Source organism: Nostocoides veronense, assembly GCF_039531185.1.
GTDB classification, from domain to species: Bacteria; Actinomycetota; Actinomycetes; order Actinomycetales; family Dermatophilaceae; genus Nostocoides_A; species Nostocoides_A veronense.
On record NZ_BAAAPO010000062.1, the window covers coordinates 89,948 to 106,521 of the forward strand.

At 68.7% G+C, this 16,574-nt stretch carries 24 protein-coding genes and 1 pseudogene; 7 read left to right on the forward strand and 18 right to left on the reverse strand.

The genetic code is table 11. The features are described 5' to 3' along the window. Positions 1-20 precede the first annotated feature (20 nt). The 4 genes and pseudogenes from ABD225_RS17905 to ABD225_RS17920 all read right to left on the reverse strand — a co-directional run bounded on the left by ABD225_RS17905 (position 21) and on the right by ABD225_RS17920 (position 2,090). Positions 21-1,121, reverse strand: coding sequence for a DNA polymerase IV (locus tag ABD225_RS17905; RefSeq protein ID WP_486348479.1), 1,101 nt, complete (start codon positions 1,119-1,121; stop codon positions 21-23). A 33-nt stretch (positions 1,122-1,154) separates the two neighbouring features. Next, a complete protein-coding gene (locus tag ABD225_RS17910; protein WP_344088829.1) occupies positions 1,155-1,781 on the reverse strand; it encodes a class I SAM-dependent methyltransferase in 627 nt (208 codons plus the stop codon). Positions 1,782-1,812: 31 nt separating this feature from the next. Beyond that, positions 1,813-1,929, reverse strand: a pseudogene (locus ABD225_RS17915) (SDR family oxidoreductase); the annotation flags it as partial. A gap of 8 nt (positions 1,930-1,937) precedes the next feature. Further along, the gene (locus tag ABD225_RS17920; RefSeq protein ID WP_344088832.1) at positions 1,938-2,090 is read right to left on the reverse strand and encodes an SDR family NAD(P)-dependent oxidoreductase; all 153 of its coding nucleotides are present in this window, start codon (positions 2,088-2,090) and stop codon (positions 1,938-1,940) included. Positions 2,091-2,216: 126 nt separating this feature from the next. Here ABD225_RS17920 and ABD225_RS17925 point away from each other — a divergent pair, with 126 nt between their 5' ends. Then, the gene (locus ABD225_RS17925) at positions 2,217-2,945 is read left to right on the forward strand and encodes a GNAT family N-acetyltransferase (protein WP_344088835.1); all 729 of its coding nucleotides are present in this window, start codon (positions 2,217-2,219) and stop codon (positions 2,943-2,945) included. 114 nt (positions 2,946-3,059) lie between these two features. Here the strand turns inward: ABD225_RS17925 and ABD225_RS17930 are convergent, their stop codons facing one another. The 4 genes from ABD225_RS17930 to ABD225_RS17945 are packed head-to-tail and all read right to left on the reverse strand — an operon-like array spanning position 3,060 to position 6,849. Beyond that, positions 3,060-3,656 (reverse strand): GNAT family N-acetyltransferase, encoded by a 597-nt coding sequence (locus ABD225_RS17930; RefSeq protein ID WP_344088838.1) that lies wholly within the window; start codon positions 3,654-3,656, stop codon positions 3,060-3,062. Then, entirely contained in the window at positions 3,653-4,630 is a 978-nt protein-coding gene (locus tag ABD225_RS17935) for a hypothetical protein (protein ID WP_344088841.1), read from the reverse strand. The genes ABD225_RS17930 and ABD225_RS17935 overlap by 4 nt, the downstream gene beginning before the upstream one ends. Then, positions 4,627-5,592 (reverse strand): Gfo/Idh/MocA family protein, encoded by a 966-nt coding sequence (locus ABD225_RS17940; RefSeq protein WP_344088844.1) that lies wholly within the window; start codon positions 5,590-5,592, stop codon positions 4,627-4,629. Before ABD225_RS17940 ends, ABD225_RS17935 begins: the two co-directional genes overlap by 4 nt. Before the next feature lie 9 nt (positions 5,593-5,601). Continuing rightward, entirely contained in the window at positions 5,602-6,849 is a 1,248-nt protein-coding gene (locus ABD225_RS17945; protein ID WP_344088847.1) for an esterase/lipase family protein, read from the reverse strand. Positions 6,850-7,078: 229 nt separating this feature from the next. Between ABD225_RS17945 and ABD225_RS17950 the strand changes: the two genes are divergently transcribed. Both ABD225_RS17950 and ABD225_RS17955 read left to right on the forward strand, forming a co-directional pair. Beyond that, positions 7,079-7,624 (forward strand): hypothetical protein, encoded by a 546-nt coding sequence (locus ABD225_RS17950; RefSeq protein ID WP_344088849.1) that lies wholly within the window; start codon positions 7,079-7,081, stop codon positions 7,622-7,624. Then, on the forward strand, positions 7,588-7,791 hold the full coding sequence (locus tag ABD225_RS17955) for a LutC/YkgG family protein (RefSeq protein WP_344088913.1): 204 nt from the start codon (positions 7,588-7,590) through the stop codon (positions 7,789-7,791). Before ABD225_RS17950 ends, ABD225_RS17955 begins: the two co-directional genes overlap by 37 nt. A gap of 57 nt (positions 7,792-7,848) precedes the next feature. Here ABD225_RS17955 and ABD225_RS17960 read toward each other — a convergent pair whose 3' ends face one another. Further along, on the reverse strand, positions 7,849-8,508 hold the full coding sequence (locus tag ABD225_RS17960; RefSeq protein ID WP_344088852.1) for a hypothetical protein: 660 nt from the start codon (positions 8,506-8,508) through the stop codon (positions 7,849-7,851). 44 nt (positions 8,509-8,552) lie between these two features. Between ABD225_RS17960 and ABD225_RS17965 the strand changes: the two genes are divergently transcribed. Further along, positions 8,553-8,768, forward strand: coding sequence for a hypothetical protein (locus tag ABD225_RS17965; protein WP_344088855.1), 216 nt, complete (start codon positions 8,553-8,555; stop codon positions 8,766-8,768). A 13-nt stretch (positions 8,769-8,781) separates the two neighbouring features. On the opposite strand, the gene ABD225_RS17970 is transcribed toward ABD225_RS17965, so the two are convergent. Both ABD225_RS17970 and ABD225_RS17975 read right to left on the reverse strand, forming a co-directional pair. After that, complete coding sequence (locus tag ABD225_RS17970; protein WP_344088858.1) at positions 8,782-9,663, reverse strand: NAD(+)/NADH kinase; 882 nt, start codon at positions 9,661-9,663, stop codon at positions 8,782-8,784. A 5-nt stretch (positions 9,664-9,668) separates the two neighbouring features. Continuing rightward, positions 9,669-10,679 carry an SPFH domain-containing protein gene (locus tag ABD225_RS17975; RefSeq protein WP_344088861.1) on the reverse strand — a complete coding sequence of 337 codons (1,011 nt, stop codon included), beginning with the start codon at positions 10,677-10,679 and terminating at the stop codon, positions 9,669-9,671. A gap of 91 nt (positions 10,680-10,770) precedes the next feature. On the opposite strand from ABD225_RS17975, the gene ABD225_RS17980 reads away from it, so the two are divergent. Then, positions 10,771-11,457 carry an NUDIX hydrolase gene (locus tag ABD225_RS17980; protein ID WP_344088864.1) on the forward strand — a complete coding sequence of 229 codons (687 nt, stop codon included), beginning with the start codon at positions 10,771-10,773 and terminating at the stop codon, positions 11,455-11,457. Positions 11,458-11,464: 7 nt separating this feature from the next. Next, on the forward strand, positions 11,465-12,241 hold the full coding sequence (locus ABD225_RS17985; protein WP_344088867.1) for a fructosamine kinase family protein: 777 nt from the start codon (positions 11,465-11,467) through the stop codon (positions 12,239-12,241). 4 nt (positions 12,242-12,245) lie between these two features. Here the strand turns inward: ABD225_RS17985 and ABD225_RS17990 are convergent, their stop codons facing one another. Beyond that, complete coding sequence (locus tag ABD225_RS17990; RefSeq protein WP_344088870.1) at positions 12,246-12,617, reverse strand: MmcQ/YjbR family DNA-binding protein; 372 nt, start codon at positions 12,615-12,617, stop codon at positions 12,246-12,248. A 19-nt stretch (positions 12,618-12,636) separates the two neighbouring features. Then, complete coding sequence (locus ABD225_RS17995) at positions 12,637-13,272, reverse strand: class I SAM-dependent methyltransferase (protein ID WP_344088873.1); 636 nt, start codon at positions 13,270-13,272, stop codon at positions 12,637-12,639. Positions 13,273-13,454: 182 nt separating this feature from the next. On the opposite strand from ABD225_RS17995, the gene ABD225_RS18000 reads away from it, so the two are divergent. After that, positions 13,455-13,661, forward strand: a complete 207-nt coding sequence (locus ABD225_RS18000; protein ID WP_344088876.1) for a GlsB/YeaQ/YmgE family stress response membrane protein — start codon at positions 13,455-13,457, stop codon at positions 13,659-13,661. Between the two features lie 136 nt (positions 13,662-13,797). Here the strand turns inward: ABD225_RS18000 and ABD225_RS18005 are convergent, their stop codons facing one another. The 5 genes from ABD225_RS18005 to ABD225_RS18025 all read right to left on the reverse strand — a co-directional run bounded on the left by ABD225_RS18005 (position 13,798) and on the right by ABD225_RS18025 (position 16,519). Next, positions 13,798-14,196, reverse strand: a complete 399-nt coding sequence (locus tag ABD225_RS18005) for a hypothetical protein (RefSeq protein ID WP_344088879.1) — start codon at positions 14,194-14,196, stop codon at positions 13,798-13,800. Positions 14,197-14,232: 36 nt separating this feature from the next. After that, positions 14,233-14,646, reverse strand: coding sequence for a type II toxin-antitoxin system VapC family toxin (locus tag ABD225_RS18010; RefSeq protein ID WP_344088882.1), 414 nt, complete (start codon positions 14,644-14,646; stop codon positions 14,233-14,235). Further along, positions 14,643-14,870, reverse strand: coding sequence for a CopG family transcriptional regulator (locus ABD225_RS18015; RefSeq protein WP_344088885.1), 228 nt, complete (start codon positions 14,868-14,870; stop codon positions 14,643-14,645). The genes ABD225_RS18010 and ABD225_RS18015 overlap by 4 nt, the downstream gene beginning before the upstream one ends. A 145-nt stretch (positions 14,871-15,015) precedes the next feature. Then, positions 15,016-16,248: an aminoglycoside adenylyltransferase domain-containing protein gene (locus tag ABD225_RS18020; protein WP_344088888.1), complete on the reverse strand. Its 1,233-nt coding sequence runs from the start codon at positions 16,246-16,248 to the stop codon at positions 15,016-15,018. Between the two features lie 34 nt (positions 16,249-16,282). Beyond that, a complete protein-coding gene (locus ABD225_RS18025) occupies positions 16,283-16,519 on the reverse strand; it encodes a GIY-YIG nuclease family protein (RefSeq protein ID WP_344088891.1) in 237 nt (78 codons plus the stop codon). Positions 16,520-16,574: the final 55 nt, after the last annotated feature.

A 16,574-nucleotide genomic window follows, 5' to 3' on the forward strand; every position in this document is an offset into this window, starting at 1 on the left:
GAGCCAATTGGCGGCACCCGTCAGAAGGCGCCGCGGATCGGGGTGGTCTTGACCGGCCCGGCTTCGGCGGGGTCCGCGGGCATGATCATCTCGGCCCGCAGCCCGAGCAGGCGGATCTCGCGTCCGGTCTCCATCTTGTCGACCAGGGACAGGGCAGCCTCCTCGAGGGCGGCTCGATCCGTGGTCACCGCCGGTAGTTTGCGACTGAAGGTCTTGGTGAAGAAGGGCGCATAGCGGACCTTCAGGGTGAGCCGCATGACCGGGCGTCCCTCGGCGAGGACGTCCTCAAGCACCTGGCCGACGAGGACACGCACGGCGTCCTCGACCTCGGCGCGCGTCACCAGGTTGCGTTGGTAGGTCGTCTCGCGCGAGTGCCCGCGCGCCACCCACGGGGTGTCGTCGACGACGCTCGAGCCGCGGCCGTGCCCGAGATCGGCATACCACTGGCCCATGCGCGGCCCGAACTCGCCGACGAGCACGGCCGGGTCGGCCGCAGCCAACTCGTGGACCGTGTGGATGCCCAGGCCGCTGAGCCGCTTCGACACTTTCGACCCGACGCCCCACAACTCGATGGTGGGTCGCTCGCCCATGACCTCGGACCAGTTGTCCGCCGTCAGCCGGAAGATACCTCGCGGCTTGCCGAACCCGGTGGCGAGCTTGGCGCGGATCTTGTTGTCGCCGATGCCGATCGAGCAGTGCAGGTGGGTCGCCGCCAGCACCGCCGCCTGGGTTTCGCGTGCCCAGCGCTCGGGGTCATCGGTGCTGATCCCGAGGAAGGCTTCGTCCCAGCCCAGCACCTCGACCACGGCGCCCGTCGAGCGCAGGACGTTCATGACCTGCTCGGAGGCCGCCGTATAGGCCGGCCCATCGACGGGCAGGATGATCGCGTCGGGCGCCTTGCGCGCGGCCAGGCGGAGCGGCATACCGGAGCCGACACCGAAGGCTCGCGCCTCGTAGGAAGCCGTCGACACGACGGCGCGCTCGGTCGGGTCTCCGCGCCCGCCGACGATGACGGGCCGCCCGGCGAGTTCTGGCCGGCGCAGCACCTCGACCGCGGCGATGAATTGGTCCATGTCGACGTGCAACACCCACGGTCGCGGAGGGGTCGTCACATCGTTCACGGGGCAATCCTCACCCGACCACCCGGACGCCGGTCAGCGGGGGACGCGGGCGGTGACGAGAAAGACGGGGTAGCTGCGGCGCGCCCCGTCGACCTCCTTGTCGACCGTCGTGGCCGTGTCGAAAGCGATGTCCTGGAAGCCGATTCGCTGCAAGGCGTGCCCGAGCGTATGCCGATCGAAACCGTCGTGCCCGTGGAAGTCTCCGTGCGCTTGGTGGAACGACCCGCCGGCGTCTTCGTCCAGGTCGGCGAGCGCAAGCCGGCCGCCGGGCTTGAGTAGCCCGCGCAGTCGGGCCAGGGCGACGTCAATATCGGGCACGTGGTGCAGGGCCAGCATGCTCCAAATGACGTCGAACTGACCCGGGTCCGTATCGTCGCTCGTCGGGTCGAAAAGTGCGGCCCGCATCCGGTCACCCCGGCCGAGATCGTCGATCCGTTGCTGGGCGACCGCCACCATGCCCGGAGCCGCGTCGGTGATCACGACCGTGCCGACGTCATCGGCGAGGGCGCGACTGAGCAGCCCGGTGCCGCCACCGAACTCGAGCACGTCCTCCGTGCCCGTCAGGCCGAGATTGCGTCGAACCGCTTCGGCCACCTGCGCCGCATTGCGCAGCTTCTCGGGGTCGTCATCCCAGGTCGCTGCCCGGTCGCTGAAGTCCATGACGCGAGTATTGCCGATGCCTGCGCGTCGTTCACAGGACGGCGGTCATGCCCCCGTCGACGAAGATCGTCTGGCCATTCACGAAATCCGATGCGGGGCTGGCCAGCCAGAGCAGCGTGCCCGTCAGATCCGCCACCTGACCCCGGCGATCGCGCCCTATAGCGCCACCAAAGGCGCCGGGCGCCGGGCGTTGAGGACAACCTCCGCCCCCGCCTCGACGAGGGCCCGCGCGAGCGCCTTGCCGATGCCCTGGCTGCTGCCGGTCACTAGTGCCCGTGCGCCAGTGATGTCGAAGGACGAAGCGGACACGAAGTCCTCCAGTGGCGCGGGATCGATGGCAATGCGTGGTGGATCTCACGGTATGCCGCATAGCGGCACCGAGCATCCGGCCCGGCCGCTTAGCCTGGTACGAGCCACACGACTTGGAGCTTGACCATGCCTTCGCGGAGCCTGCCACGCCATCACGAGCGGATCACCGTGTTGTGTGAGCGCGAAGCGCTCCCGGACGGGACACTGGTGTGGGTCGGACCGCTCCTGCCGTCGGACCGCGCGGCCTTGGCCGAGGAGTACCTCAAGCTTTCGCCGAGCTCGAAACGCAGCCGATTTCTGGCTGCCGTCCCGGCCCTGACCGACGACATGCTGGATCACTTGGTCGACCAAGTGGACGGAATCGATCACGTAGCCCTCGTCGTTTTCGTGGAGCAGGGCCGTCGGATGCACCCGGTCGGGATCGGGCGCATGGTGCGGTATGCCGAGCGGCCCGACACCGCGGATATCGCCTTTACGGTCCAGGACGCGTGGCAGGGGCGCGGCATCGCCTCGTTGCTTGCCCGGGTGTTGTGCGAGCAGGCCCCAGAGGGCATCACGCACCTGCTGACGGAGGTAGCGGCGGATAACCCGGCTCCGCTGAAGATCCTGGGCAAGCTCGGGGAGATGCAGGTGCACCGGGCCGGCTATGGCGTGCTGGATGTTGAGGTGGCCCTGGGCGGGGAGACGTTGCGTCTCGAGCCACCCGCCGACGGGGAGCGACTGCACCCGCTGCTTGCGGCCTACGCACGTCAGATCCTGAAAACCCGCGACCTCGTCTGCGACGAGTTGGCGCGTCTGTCGCCGCTGAACTGGTTTGACGATGACGAAGCTCGTGACGGGCACGACGGCGACTGAAATCCGTTTCGCGACGGGCGATTTCCCGTCAGACTGGGTGGCGTGCCCGTCGATGTTTGCACACTGGTGTCGTCGTTGGTGGTGCGTTGACGGCGCTGCGCTTCGGCCCGTCCGTCACGGCCTGAGGTCACGCCGCATGATCAGCCGTGGCATCTTCGAGGCGACCGCATCGGTGGTGCCGATGACCTGGAAGTCCGCCGCGTCGAACATCGCCTTGGTCCCGACGAAGGCCATCGTCAGGTCCATGCGTCCCGGCGGATCGACCGGATAGGCCTCGACGGCCGGCGCGCCATTGGCGCGTGCCCACTCCACCGCGCCCTGGATGAGGTGACCGACAACCCCCTGCTTGCGATGCCCGCCCCGCACGACGACGCAGATGATGCTCCATACCGGCACGTCGTCGACTGGCCGGATCAGCTTGGAGGCCGCGAGGCGCGGAATGTCTTGGCGTGGGCCGATATTGCACCAGCCCACCGGCGTGCCATCGCGATAGGTCACAACGCCCGGGGGGAGTTTCTCCGCGCACATGGCGCGAGCCGCGCGTTCGCGGGCGTCCTCGTCCGTGCCGCCGAGCGCCGCAATGTCTTGGGCGCGCAGCCGATGGGACAGGCACCAGCAATGCGACGCGCGCCGGTTCGGATTGATCACATCCGCGAAGTCCTCGAAGCGATCCGGCGTGACCGGGTGCGTCTCCCAACTGGTGTCCGTCATGCGCCAACTCCTCCAGTGTCGTCAGCCCACCGCAGCACGCGTCGGGCGCGGAGGGTGAGCCAGGCGGACGGCATACCGATGCCGTCGTCGACATCGAACCAAACCCGGCCGCCGGGGCGGGATTCCAGCGGCCACCGGCCGTCGTCGTCGGCCTTGCCGCGGAGCCAGTCCAGCGCCTCGCCGAGTCGCGGGTCCGGGCCGGTGGCGTCGTGGAATCCGGCGGCGCGCAGGTAATCCAGGCCGCGGAGCACGTCATAGTGCCAGCGGTTCGGGTGGGTGAGCTTGAGGAAGTCCTGGTCGGCTATCTCCCCATCGGTCAACCGACGGAACAGGCTGCGGGACAACAGAAATTCTTCCCCCGTATGCCGCGCGCTCGCCACATCCGCGCGTTGGGTCGCCTTCTCGAACTCCAGCAATCCTTCGAGCACATTGATGGTCGAGTGGAAAGAACCACGGGTCGATCCCTCCGCGCGCTCGCAGTTCCAGCCGCCATCCGGCTGCTGCTCGGTGAGGAGGCGATCGGCGATCCCGGTCACGTCCGCCCCGAAGTAGGCGCCATCGGCGAGGGTGCGGCCGTTGATGCATTCCTCGACCTCGCCAGCCCAATAGGACTGACCGTCGTGATCCCATCGCGAGTTGCGCCCGACGAGGTCGGCTGTGCGGCGGGCTGTCTCGGAGGTCGGGTCACGTCCCCACTCCCGCAGGTCGGTGAGGGCGTAGGTCGTCGCGGTCCACGGCTGGCCCTCCGCCTCCCACAGTTCCCGGCTGAAGTCATGCGGGAAGAACGCGCCGCCCGCCCACTGGCCGTCCGAATCCTGGTGTGCGAGAAGGCGAGCACCCCAGCCCTCGTGCTCGACACGGGACCGGAGCGGTCGCCATACGTCCTCGGGTGCATCGAGGAGGTCGCGCTGGACCTGCCAGGCGATCGCGGGATCGGTGGCGAGCAGCCACGCGATTACGGGGTCATTGGTCATGAGGCGGCGAAGGCGCGGACTTGCTGGAGCACCTCGGCCATCAGGCGTTGCACGGCGAGGGTGTCGTCGAGCGGCATGATCGGGCTCTCGGTGAGCCCGGCCGCGAGGCACTCGCCCGCGTGGATGACCTCGAACTGATAGCCGCCGGGGAAGGTCAGCTGCTCGGGAGTCTTGCCGCGCCATACGGTCAGCGACGGGGAGCGGTGGAAGCGCGGGTGGACATCGATCCAGCCCTCGCTGCCGATGAGCATCATCCGACCCGGTCCGTAGGCCGTGAACGCCCCGGAGAGAGTCGCGGACCGGCCGTCGCGGTAGCCGAGGAGGACGCCGAATTCGCCCTCGACGCCCGTGGGGAAGGTGCCGCCGACGGCATGGACGACATCGGGCGTGCCGAGGAAGTGCTGGGCGAAGGACAGGACATAGACGCCGAGGTCGAGGACGGCGCCGCCGCCGAGGGCTGGGTCGAAGAGCCGGTCTGCGGCGTCGAACGGGCGGAAGGCGGTCAGGTCACCTTGCACCCCGCGCAGGTCGCCGATGACGCCATCGGCGATCAGTTTCCGGGCGTGGGCGATCGCCGGATTGAAGCGGGTCCACATCGCCTCCATCGCGAAAACACCTGCTGTCCGAGCGGATTCGATGATCCGGGTGGTGTCCTCGACGGTTGCGGTGAAGGACTTCTCGACAAGGATCGGCTTGCCCGCGGCGATCGCGGCCAGGGCGATGTCGGTGTGCTGCGGGTGCGGAGTGGCGATATAGATCGCGTCGATATCCGGGTCGGTGACCAGGGCGTCATATGACCCGTGCGCGGTGGCGATGCCGTGCTCGTCGGCGAAGGCTCGAGCCCGGTCGAGCGAGCGCGAGCCGACGGCGACAAGTTCGCCATTGGTCACGTCCGGGAAGGCCCTCGCCATGACGGCCGCCATCTTGCCCGGACCCGCAATGCCCCACCGCAACTTGGTCATGACGCCAGCCTATGGGCGGACCGAGAGCTCCGGAGCAGACAAGGCGGCGTGGAGTGCGGTATACACCCGGTCGTTGTTGAGCAGGCCCAGGTGATCCAGGCCGGTCACGACCGTGACGTCCTCGTCGGCGAACCGACTCGGGTGCGTGGCCGTGGCGAGGTGGCGCGCGGAGTCGAGCGGGACGAGCAGGTCGCCCACGCCCGCACCCAGCTGTGCAGGGCGCCGGCCAAGCACCGCGACGATGGCGTGGTGGCGGATGCCGGTTCGATCCGGCGGATGGGTCCGCCGGTCGCTCGTGTCCGTCGAGCCAGCGTCCTGCCAATCGGCCGGGACGACATTGCCGTACTCCAGGTCACGCACGCCCAGGCTCCGTTGGGCGAGGTAGGCGCCGATCCGACGTCCACGCGTGGTTTCGGTCAAGGTGTCGGCGGCGTGGCGCACGCCGCGGGCGACCGGCGACCCGTGATGGGGCGCGCCAAGCGACACCGAGTCGGTCACGAGCGGCAGCCACGCCGCGTCGTCCGGGGCTTGAGCCAGGGCGCTGTGCACGACGAGACCGCCCATCGAATGGCCGATGAGGACGATTTTCGTGAGCGGCACCGGCCACGCCGAGTGCAGGCTGTCGAGGAGGGCCACGAGCGCCTGGCCGTTCTCGGAGATCCGCAAGCCGGTGTTGTAGCGCACCGTCACCGGAGTGAGGCCGAGATCGGTGGCGAGCCGCGCGGCATAGGGCGTCTGGGGGTTGCCCCGCCACTGCCAGGCGGCTTCGGTCCCGCACAGCCCGTGCAGGAAGACGGCGATCTGGTCACCAATTTGGCCGTATGCCGCGCCGACCCCCTCCGGGGTCAGGTCCACGCGGCGACCGCCGGAACGCACCTGCATGGCTGGGCTGATGCTCGGCGTATGGGCGTGGATCGCGTCCCCGCGGATCCCCAGTCCGAAGGCAAGCGCCTGGTGTCCTCGCGGGGCGTCGTGGATGCTTGGCGCTTCGTCACCTCGGCTCCGAAGTCGTTGTCCAGCAATCCATCCCGCGACCCGCGACCCGGCGTCGAGGCCGAACCCAGTGGCCGTGTACGCGGTCGAGGTCACCGCATCGGCGATGATCTGGACCGGAAGGGCAGCCGGTCCAACGGCGGCTTGAACAGCGCGGTGAATCGTGTCGCTGATCCCAGAATGCACGCCGTGCACGAGCGTGGTCGCGTGGCGCAACTCGGTGCCGGCGAACCGGCCGAGGTCGGCGGCTTCTCGTGACTTCATTGGTGTCCCATCCGACGAGTCCCCATCCCTGCCATTGTCCTCGGGGGGGGTGTGACGGACGGGACCGGGTCGGCGGATGTGCAGTGTTGATCGTGTGGGCGGTGGGATGCCGGTGACAGTCACGTCCCCGTGCACTGCGTGATTGGCGGCAGTATGGGGAGCGTGCGCGTTGCTCTGATGGTGACCTGCGTCAACGATGCGATGTTCCCCGAGACAGGCGATCTCGGCCGTGCGGGCGTTCGCGGGGGCCTTCGAGGGGTATGACGCGATCGTCACCCCCAGCGGGTCCTGCGCCGGGTGTGTGCGGCACCAGCACGCGATTGTGGCATCCTTCCGTCAATGGTGGGCGCGGGCGGGCGCGGCGGGTGATTCAGGTCCGGAAGGGATTGCGCCGCAACCGCACTCACCACAAGAGCAGACGCACGCCGCGCCACCGCCCCTCTCGGGCGACGCGCTCCTGCAACGCTTTGTCGACCGCGTGCGGGACTACTGCGCGACGGTGGACGTATGCCGCTCCGGCGACCTCGCGGCATATGTCCGGGAAGCGCTGGGTCACGCCGGGCGGGTCGTCGTCCCCGACGAACTCGGGCTCGACCTCGGGGAGCGAGTCGTCCCCGACCACGCTCTCACCGCGACCGATCTCGATGAGATCGACGCGGTCGTCACCCGCGCGGCCGTCGGATCGCCGAGACGGGGACCATCGTTCTCGACCATGGACCGGACCAAGGACGGCGGGCACTGTCGCTCGTTCCGGATCTGCACGTCTGCATCGTGACCGAGGACCAAGTGGTCCCGGACGTTCAGGACGCGCTGAGCCGCCTCGACCCGACTCGCCCGATGACGTGGATCAGCGGGCCCTCCGCGACGAGCGATATCGAGCTGGAGCGCGTCGAAGGCGTCCACGGCCCGCGCACCCTCCACGTGGTACTGGTGATGAGTTGACTTGAGGGGGTCCAGGGCTGTGGGTGACGTCGTGACATCCATCCGGACCTCGCCGAGTCAGGGCGTACGGCTCGCGACCGGATCTGGGGAGATCGCGACCTCACCCGCATACGACCAGCCCGGTGCCATCGGGAGGTGGTCTCCGCTCCAGAAGCGGCCGGGGTCATACCAGTTCGCGGGCGCCTCGGGAAGCAGAATGCCCATGTCCACCAGGCATTTTGCGACGACTTCGGCGCAGTATGCCGTCTCCGGACGCACCCGCTCGCGCCGGGCTCGGCGCTGCGACAGGTAGCCATCTCGGCCGGTCAACCAGCGGCCCGCGAGGCGTGCCGTGGAGGGGAAGGAGACTCCATTGAGTCGGGCGATCGTGAGCAGTGCGGCGTCTTCTTCCGGGGTCCCGGCGGCCGGTGAGAGTTGACGCAGATAAGCCCGCTGTCCGTACTTCACCTGCCACTGCCGGACCGCAGCACCCAGGTCGTGCAATTGGGCCCCCCGATGGTGATCACCCGACCAGTGATCGACGAGCGAGCGCGCGAGCTCCGCGTGCCAGATCAGGGGTGGGAGATCGTCGAGGACGAGTGCCATGCCGACATGATTCACGGGACTGTTGGTGGCCGCGTGCATGACTCGATCCACCGCACTTGTGCCGCGAAAGATCCACAGATCGCCAGTCCGGGCCAGATCAAGTGCCTCCTGGAGGGGCAGTGGCGTGCTCATCACGGCCCCAGTCTGCCGCCTGGCCGTGGCCTAGGGTGCTGGCTATGACGCGCGGCCCGCTGCAGAACAACCGGCTCCGCAAGCTGCTCGGGGTCTCCGCGGTGCTCGGCGTCGCGGCGACCGGTGTTGTTGTGGCCCGGCGCGAGCGTCGGCGGCGCACGTACACCCCCGGTGAAGTCCGGGAGCACCTCCACCGGCGACATGCCGAGGCGCTGCTGCGCAAACGCGACGCGGAAGGCGGCGTCTGGGGCTCCGAATAGCTGCCCGGCCGGATCACGTCACGGTGCGAAGAACGCTCTCGGACAGGCTGATTCGCACGCCCTGACCCCACGAGAGCAGGAGCCGGTCACTCTCGATACCGTCGCCAAAGATGACGAGTTCCTCGGACCGGGCCGTCGCGCAGAGCGCCTCAGACCGGCCCAAGATGCCGTATGCCAGCGCCGTCCCCGTGCTGGCGGAGGGCCAGGCCTCGCGGACGAACCACGCCAGCGACCGGTCAGCGGGAGCGGGCAGGGGGAGGTCCGGCGCGACGGCGCGCTGGATGGAGGCGCACCAGCCGCTCGCGCCGGTGCCGGTGCCCGCGATGACGCCCGACGACGACTGACTCTCCTGCGTTGCCCCGACGCTCAGGTCATAGCGTGCCGATTGGTGGCTCGCATGGCCCACGAAGATCTCGTTGAGCGCCCGCAGTTGCTGTCCGTCGTCCGTGCGCGCCTCCACCATTGCCCTGTCGAGGTATGCCGCCCGCCCGCCGGCGATGTCGGCGAGCAGGTCGGCGACGGCCGCGCACGGGTGCGGAACGAGGGCGCCGCCGCCACCCATCGGATTGACGCCGATAACCGGCTGTCCGTCAAGGTATTTCGCGACATTGGCCACCAGGCCGTCCTGGCCGATGGCGACGACGATGTCGTCGGGCCCGAAGACGAATCGCGCGAGTTCGTCCCGCTCGGCCTGCCCGCGCCGCCACTGCACCGGGATCGCGGCGAGCACAGCGTGCCGCGCCGCATCCAGGGCGTGATGGCGGGCGAGTAGGACGTCTAGGGATTGGCCGCGGCTGCGGAGGAAGAAGTCCGCCTGGCCGCGCGTTCCGTGGCGAGCGATCAGCTCGTCATACTCCGTGCGCCGGGTGACCAGCACGACCCGAGGTGTCGCCATGCTGGTCACCGGACCTCGGCTCGCGGGCCCGTCAGCTGAGCGAGCAGGCCCTGCAGCAGATCCGGCGTGATGACCAGGTGGTCGATCGCGGGCAGGTTCTCGGCGGCCTGGCGGACGGCGAGGGCGAGCAACAGGTCGCGGGGGACCTCGGCATACGCCTCGACGCGAGCCCGCTCGACCTCGGCCGCAGCCTGCCCGACGGCGCGCTCGCTGTCGGCCTGGGCGTCCGCGAGAGCCCGGGTGCGGTCGGCCTCGGACTGCGTCGCGAGGGCTGCGGCGAGGGCGGCCTCCTCCGCGCGCCGGCGGTCGTTGGCGCCCTCTTGGGCGATGAGTTGTTCGCGGCGCCGGGCCAGTTCGACCTGGTTGGCGAGCTCGTTCTCCCCGATGGCCGCCTCCTTCTCGACCGCGAGCGCCCGCCGCTCGAAGGTCGCGCGGTCCGCATCCTGCTGGATCGCTTCGCGAGCTGGGGTTTGCAGAGCGCGCTCGACGTCGGGCTCTGGCCGCAGCAGCGCGAACCGGATGCCGATGATGGCGATGCCGAGGCTGGTCAGGCGCGGGTCACTGGCCAACTGAGTGGTGACCTGGTTGCCCAGCGCCCCGAGGTCCGCGGTCAGGGCCGCGCGAAGGTCGAGGCCGGCGAGTGCTGTGGTGACCGCTTCGGCGGCGGCGCCGTGGACGACGGCGCCCATGGTCTCCAGCGGGGTCTGGGTCCAGCCGCCGGTGCCGAGGTCGATCGAGAAGTCGACGCGGGTGGCGGCGAGGTCCGGGTCGACGACGCGGTAGGTGACGACTCCAGGCACCGCGACCTGCTGCAGGTCGGTCGTGCGGACCTGGATAAGGATCGGCCGTTCGCGGTCATCGACCGGGATCTGGCTGATGACGGCGGTCATCGGTCGGAACCAAAACGCGGCGCCGGCGCCGGAGTGTTTCGGCGTGCCACCGACGAGATGCCGGATGTGACTGGCCTCGCCCGCCCGCAGGTGCCGGACGAAGGGAAGGGTGCTGATGGTTGCCATGACGTCCTCCTCTGGATTTTATCGTCAGTGTGACGATAAAACGCCTTCGCCCTTATCGTCAAGTTGACGGCTAGTGCGTTAGGGTCGGCGTATGCCGAGTCATCCGCCCTTTGCCGTCACCGTCGATCTCGTGATCCTGACGGTGCGCGCTGGGCGCCTTCTCGTCTTGTTGGTCGAGCGGGGCGAGCAGCCGTATGCCGGGCGGCTCGCGCTGCCCGGTGGCTTCGTGCGTCCGACCGAGGATCTGGAGAGCGCGGCATACCGAGAATTGGGGGAGGAGACGGGCGTGACCGCTGGGGTCCACCTCGAGCAGCTGGCGAGTTATGGTGCGCCGCAGCGGGATCCGCGGATGCGCACGGTTTCGGTCGCGTGGCTCGCCCTCGCGCCCGACCTGCCGGAGCCGGTTGCCGGTGGCGATGCCGCTCATGCCGTGTGGGTTGAGGCGACGGAGGCGCTCGGCCGCAACCTCGCCTTCGACCACGCGAACATCCTCGCCGACGGCATCGAGCGGGCCCGGGCGAAGTTGGAATACACCCCGCTCGCCACCGCCTTCTGCGCGCCCGAGTTCACCGTCGGGCAGCTGCGGGCGGTCTACGAGGCTGTCTGGGGTCAGGCGCTCGACGCGCGCAATTTCCACCGCAAGGTCACCGGGGCCCCCGGCTTTATCGTGCCGACCGGCCACAGCACCAATGTCGACGGCGGGCGGCCGGCGCAGCTCTACCGCCGCGGATCGCTCGCTGTCCTGAATCCGCCGCTTGTCCGTCCGGACTCTCCGTAGGAGCGACGTGGCGTTCTACCGCAAGACAATTCCCTCATCGGCGCCGCGTGATTATGCCGCCTGGGAGGCCGCCGGCCTGCGCTGGCTCGCGCAGGCCACACCGGCAGGGGGTGTCCGGGTGGTCGAGGTCCTGGAGGTCGGTGAGCGTCACCTCAACCTGGAGAGGTTTGCGCCCTGTCAACCGACACCCGCACAAGCGGAAGACTTCGGGCGCGCCCTCGCCGCGACGCACGGGGCGGGGGCCGGGGCATACGGAATGTCACCGCAGGGGTGGACCGGGCCCGGCTTCCTGGGGCCGGCTGACGATCCCTTGCCCCTGCCGCTCGACCCGACGCCATCGTGGGGAATCTTCTTCGGGGAGCATCGGATTCGGCATACCGTGCGGCTGGGACGGACGCGGGGACTGTGGGATGGGTCCGCTGGTGGGGTCTTCGAGGCGGTGGCGGATCGGCTCGGCGACGGGGAGTTCGACGACAACCAGCCGCCGGCGCGCCTGCACGGCGACCTGTGGTCTGGGAATGTCTTGTGGACCCAAGCCGGCGCGGTGCTCATCGACCCGGCGGCCCATGGTGGGCACCGGGAGACCGACCTCGCGATGTTGGCGCTGTTCGGCGCGCCACACCTCGAGCGCATCATCGCGGCATATGCGGAGGCCTCGCCGCTCGCCGACGGCTGGCGGGAGCGGGTGGCGCTGCACCAACTCCACCCGGTGATGTTGCATGCCGTGCTTTTCGGCGGTGGCTATGTCGATCATGCGGCGGCCATCGCCCGGCAGTACGCGTGAGTGCTCAGATCGTCGGGAGGTCGACGCGGTCGGCGAGATGACGCGGCGCTTGGATGCAGTAGGAGATTGTCACCATCTCCGCGACCTCGCCCCAGTCGGTGGCCTCGTCGAGCATCATGCCGATGACATTGCTGCCCCAGTCACTTTTGAAGTAGGGCGGTCCGAGGTGGCTGAACGCGGCGACGTCGTCCGGGTCACCGCGCAATGTGATCCGGAACAGGCCGTCCTCGCCGCCGAAGAGGTGCGCGATGGTTGCCTGCCCGACCCGCCAGCGCGTCCCCACCCAGGCCCGTTCTTCGCGGCACTCCGGCAATACGGCGGTGGCGGCGCGAAGGGTGTCGAGCATCCAGTCGGGCACGTCCGGTCGCTCTCCCACGCGACCATTCTCGCAACGCTCAGTGGGTCGCGTGCACGACCTCAAAGATGCCGGCGCTTTCGCGACGGCTGTCGACGATGCTCAGGCCGTATGCCGGCAGCAGCGCGGCCGGTCGGCGAGTGAAGTGCTCGCCGACGAGCCGGCCACTGACGGACTCGATCACGCGCTGGGCGAGGCGGATCGGCATACGCGTGGAGGGGACGTGGTCCGCGAGCAGGAGCCGGCCGTCCGGTTGGAGGACTCGGGCCATTTCGGCGATCGCCCGTTCGTAGCGGGGCACGCAGCATAGGCCGAAGGTGCACACGACGGAATCAAAAGTGTTGTCGGGGAATGGCAATTCGGCGGCATCGCCTTGCCGAAAGTCTGCCCGTCGACCGAGTTCTGCGGCCTTGGCGCGTGCCTCCGCCAGCATCCCTGGACTCCAGTCGAGCCCGGTGAGCCGAACGCTATTGGGATAGAGCGGCAGGTTGGCTCCGGTCCCGATGCAGACCTCCAAGGTCTCGCCGACGGCCCGTTCGACCACCCAGGCCCGCGCGCGCGACATCCAGCGACGTTCAACGAAAGCTGACGCCTCGTCATAGCCCGAGGCGTGCCGCTCCCAGAACGCGGCGGCCCGCTGCTCCATACCCACGCCACCATCATGGTGCCGAATCATGACCGCAAGGCTCGAAATCCCCCGAGCGCTGATTCGCCACGGTGTCTAATCTTTGTCCATTGTATGGCTCGCTGTGATCGATCAGTTTCCTGATCGGCACCCTTATCAGAACTGAGAAAGACCATGACCCTCATCGCCTGGATCATCATGGCGGCCTTGCCGGCTGGATTGCCTCCAAGCTCATGGGCACCGACGCGCAGCAGGGCCTGCTCCTCAACATCCTCGTCGGCATCGGCGGCGGCTTGCTCGGCGGGTGGATCCTCGGCCTGTTCGGCGGCAACCCGATGGGCGACGGCTGGCTGATCAGCCTCGTCACCGCCACCTTCGGCGCCGTCGTGCTCCTCTTCCTCGTCGGCCTCGCCACCGGGCGCCGCAGCATCCGCGCCTGACTCCGGATCCCGTCGCGGCGGGACCCCAGCTATGCCAATGGCCGCCGGCCTGGGCGGGACGCAACCACCGCGTTAGCCGGGACGGCGGCCTTTGGCATCGTGTGGGGTCTGGCAGCCAGAGGACACGTAGTGGGGTTCAAAGCCGTCGCCAACGACCTTCGGAGATGACCTCGGGGACGCCATCCACCACTCGGATCGCCGACTGGTCGTCCAGGACGTATGCCGCGCCGCCGCCGTCCACGAGGAGGACGTCCGCCGCATTGACCCAGGTCAGCCAACGCTCGCGCGGAATGGAGGGCGGGGCGGTGAGTTCGAGGACTCCGAGCGAGGCGCAGGGCAGCGAGGTCAGCCCGCCCCAGGGCGGCATACCGGCGACAAAGCCCCGCGCGGACACCGGCCCGCAGTGCGGGTGTCCCCACTGCGCCGTCGGGATGCAGAGGGCGGTGGCCTCGGAGGTGGGCTTGCCCAGGAGGTCGACGAGCGCATCGTGGATGCTGGCGTTGGTCACGCCACCGGACGTCAGCAAGAGCTTCACCTCATCGACCCAGCCACATCGCGTGTTGTGTGCGGGTCAGATCGCCTCTATGCCAATCGCCGTCCCGTCGAGGAGGAGCCGGAGATCGCTCGGATCTGAGGTGATCACGACGGTTGGTCCGGGGAGCGTGAGTGCCGTCGCGGCCACCACCGCATCGACCGTGAGATCGCGAACCTTCCGTCGCGCGGCGCCCGCGTGTGCTCGGAGGCTGCCCGCGAGGTAGCCCACGTCCTGCGTGACCTCGGCGATGCGGATCGCTTTGACGACGCGACGCACATTCGCGTCTCGTGGGGAGCCGTCGGTGACTTCGGCGAGGGTGAGCGTCGATGCATAGAACACCGAATCAGTGCGCCGTGCAACGGTGGCCCATGCCTGCATACGCTGCCCGCCCGCCGCGAGCGCGGAAAGGGCGTCGGAGTCGAGCAGAAGGCTATGCGGCTTGGCGATCACGCCATCAGCCGCTGCATGATCCCGGCAACCTGGTCTTCATCGACGGGGCCATGCTCTGCCTCCATCTGTGCGATGAGTTCGTCGAGTGCGTCGCGTTCCAATTGCCGGGCGACAGCCGTCGCGACATAGCCGGAGAAGCCCCGTGCGCCGACGCGAGACCTGACGCCTTGCGATGTCTCGGCAGGCATGGTGATCGAGTGCTTCTCGACGGGTTGCGATGACATGGCCAAATCCTACTCTCTGGAGGATTCTACTCGCGTCGGGCCGGCGGGCTACAGGTATGCCGTGCGCGGCGCTCGCTGCAGGCTCAACGCACCCTTGGCGGGCGGCATACCTGTAGTCGGTCGGGACTGGCTGTTGGTGGCCGGCTCAGCGGCGGTCCGCGCCGAGCGCGGCCACGGCATCCGCAACCGCACGGTCATACTCCTTCCTGCCGAACACGAAGGGTCCGAACGAGCGGTAATCGCGCTCCGGTCGGTGTGGCTGTTGGAAGTCCTGCCACATGACCAGATCGTCGGTCACCTCGATGCGCGCGTCCAAGGGCCAGCACCCGACTTCGCCGCAGTCGCAGCCGAGGAGCCAGGCGCGGCCCGGCTCCGGCCATTGCCTCGCGGCGCGCCCCAGGTAGTACCGCGTGAGGTCGCCGAAGCGGAAGGATGCAGGAACGAGGCCGGAGTAGTCGCCCGCCAGCTCCCAGCCTCGCGACGTCTCGAAGTCGGCCACGAGGTCGATAAGCGAACAGCCATTAACCATCGGCACGATCTCCGGCGGATCGTCGGCCGTGATCTCGAAGACCACGGTGTCCGCCCGGCCCAAGGGGACCGGAAAACACCAGCCATCACGTCCCGGAGGCTGCCCAGCCTCTGCGCGAATCGCCCGGGCGGCGTAGGCGGCCAGCGGCGCCGCGAGATCGCGGACGTCTTTCGGCCAGGTCTCGTCGGCGTAGGTGCAGGTGAGGTAGAGGTGGCGGGCATGAGCCAGCGGAGCGCGCAACTGTATGGGGAGCCGGGGGAGCGCCCAGTCCGCCGCCACGTCCTTGGGCGCCAGCTGCCCCGTGACGCAGGTGTGCCAGGCGCGGGCGAGAGTCAGCAAGACGTTGCGCGTGTCGTCCGGCAGATTGTCGAGGAGGGAGTCAACGCCGTCCATGCTTGCGCGGACCAGATCGTCCGCCGGCACTGGGTCGAGGTGAGCGCTGAGCGGCTCTCCGAGGAGAACCATCCCGGTCGAGAGCGCCTGGTGCAGATCAATGGCGAGAGTCGCGTTGGCCACGGGGGGACCCGGCTTGGCGACGAGCTGATCCCGCAACCAGTCGCCATACAGGAAGTCAGGCATTGGCGGATAGGTCCAGGGTCGGAGCCGATCGGCCACGACCACCACGACCTCCAACGATCGGCCCCCGGCCCGTCGCCCCGAGATCGCGCTGAGCGCTCGGGCAAGGTCCAAGCGCTCGCCGTCGTCCAGCGATCGATCCACCACGGCGAGGAAGTCAAGATCGCTTGCTGGCCGCAGCCCGCCATCCACAGCGGAGCCGAACAGATAGAGCCCGACCAGGTTGGAGCCGACGACCCGCTGAAGAACAGAGAGAACCAATCCTTGCGACACCTGGCGAGTGTGGCAGGTGTGGGGTCAGTCAGCCCTAGTTGCGGTTCAGGCCAAACTTTCGGGTCAGGAGCTTTTTCTTCCAATAGGACTCGATCTGCTCGATCGTTTCATCGGGAGTGTTGGTGTCGACGACTTCGAGGACCGACACCTGGTAGTGGCGCAAGCCCTGTCTGGCCGCAGCTCGCAACGCTACGTCCCCGCCGTCGCCGCCAGCGGCGTAGCTAGCCCAGCGCCCCAGGAGGCTTTCCGCGCCCTTAGGAGCAATTGTCAAGAGTTGTGGATGGGTGTGTCATGACGCGAGTTGATCTCCTCCTTCGTGGTGGTCG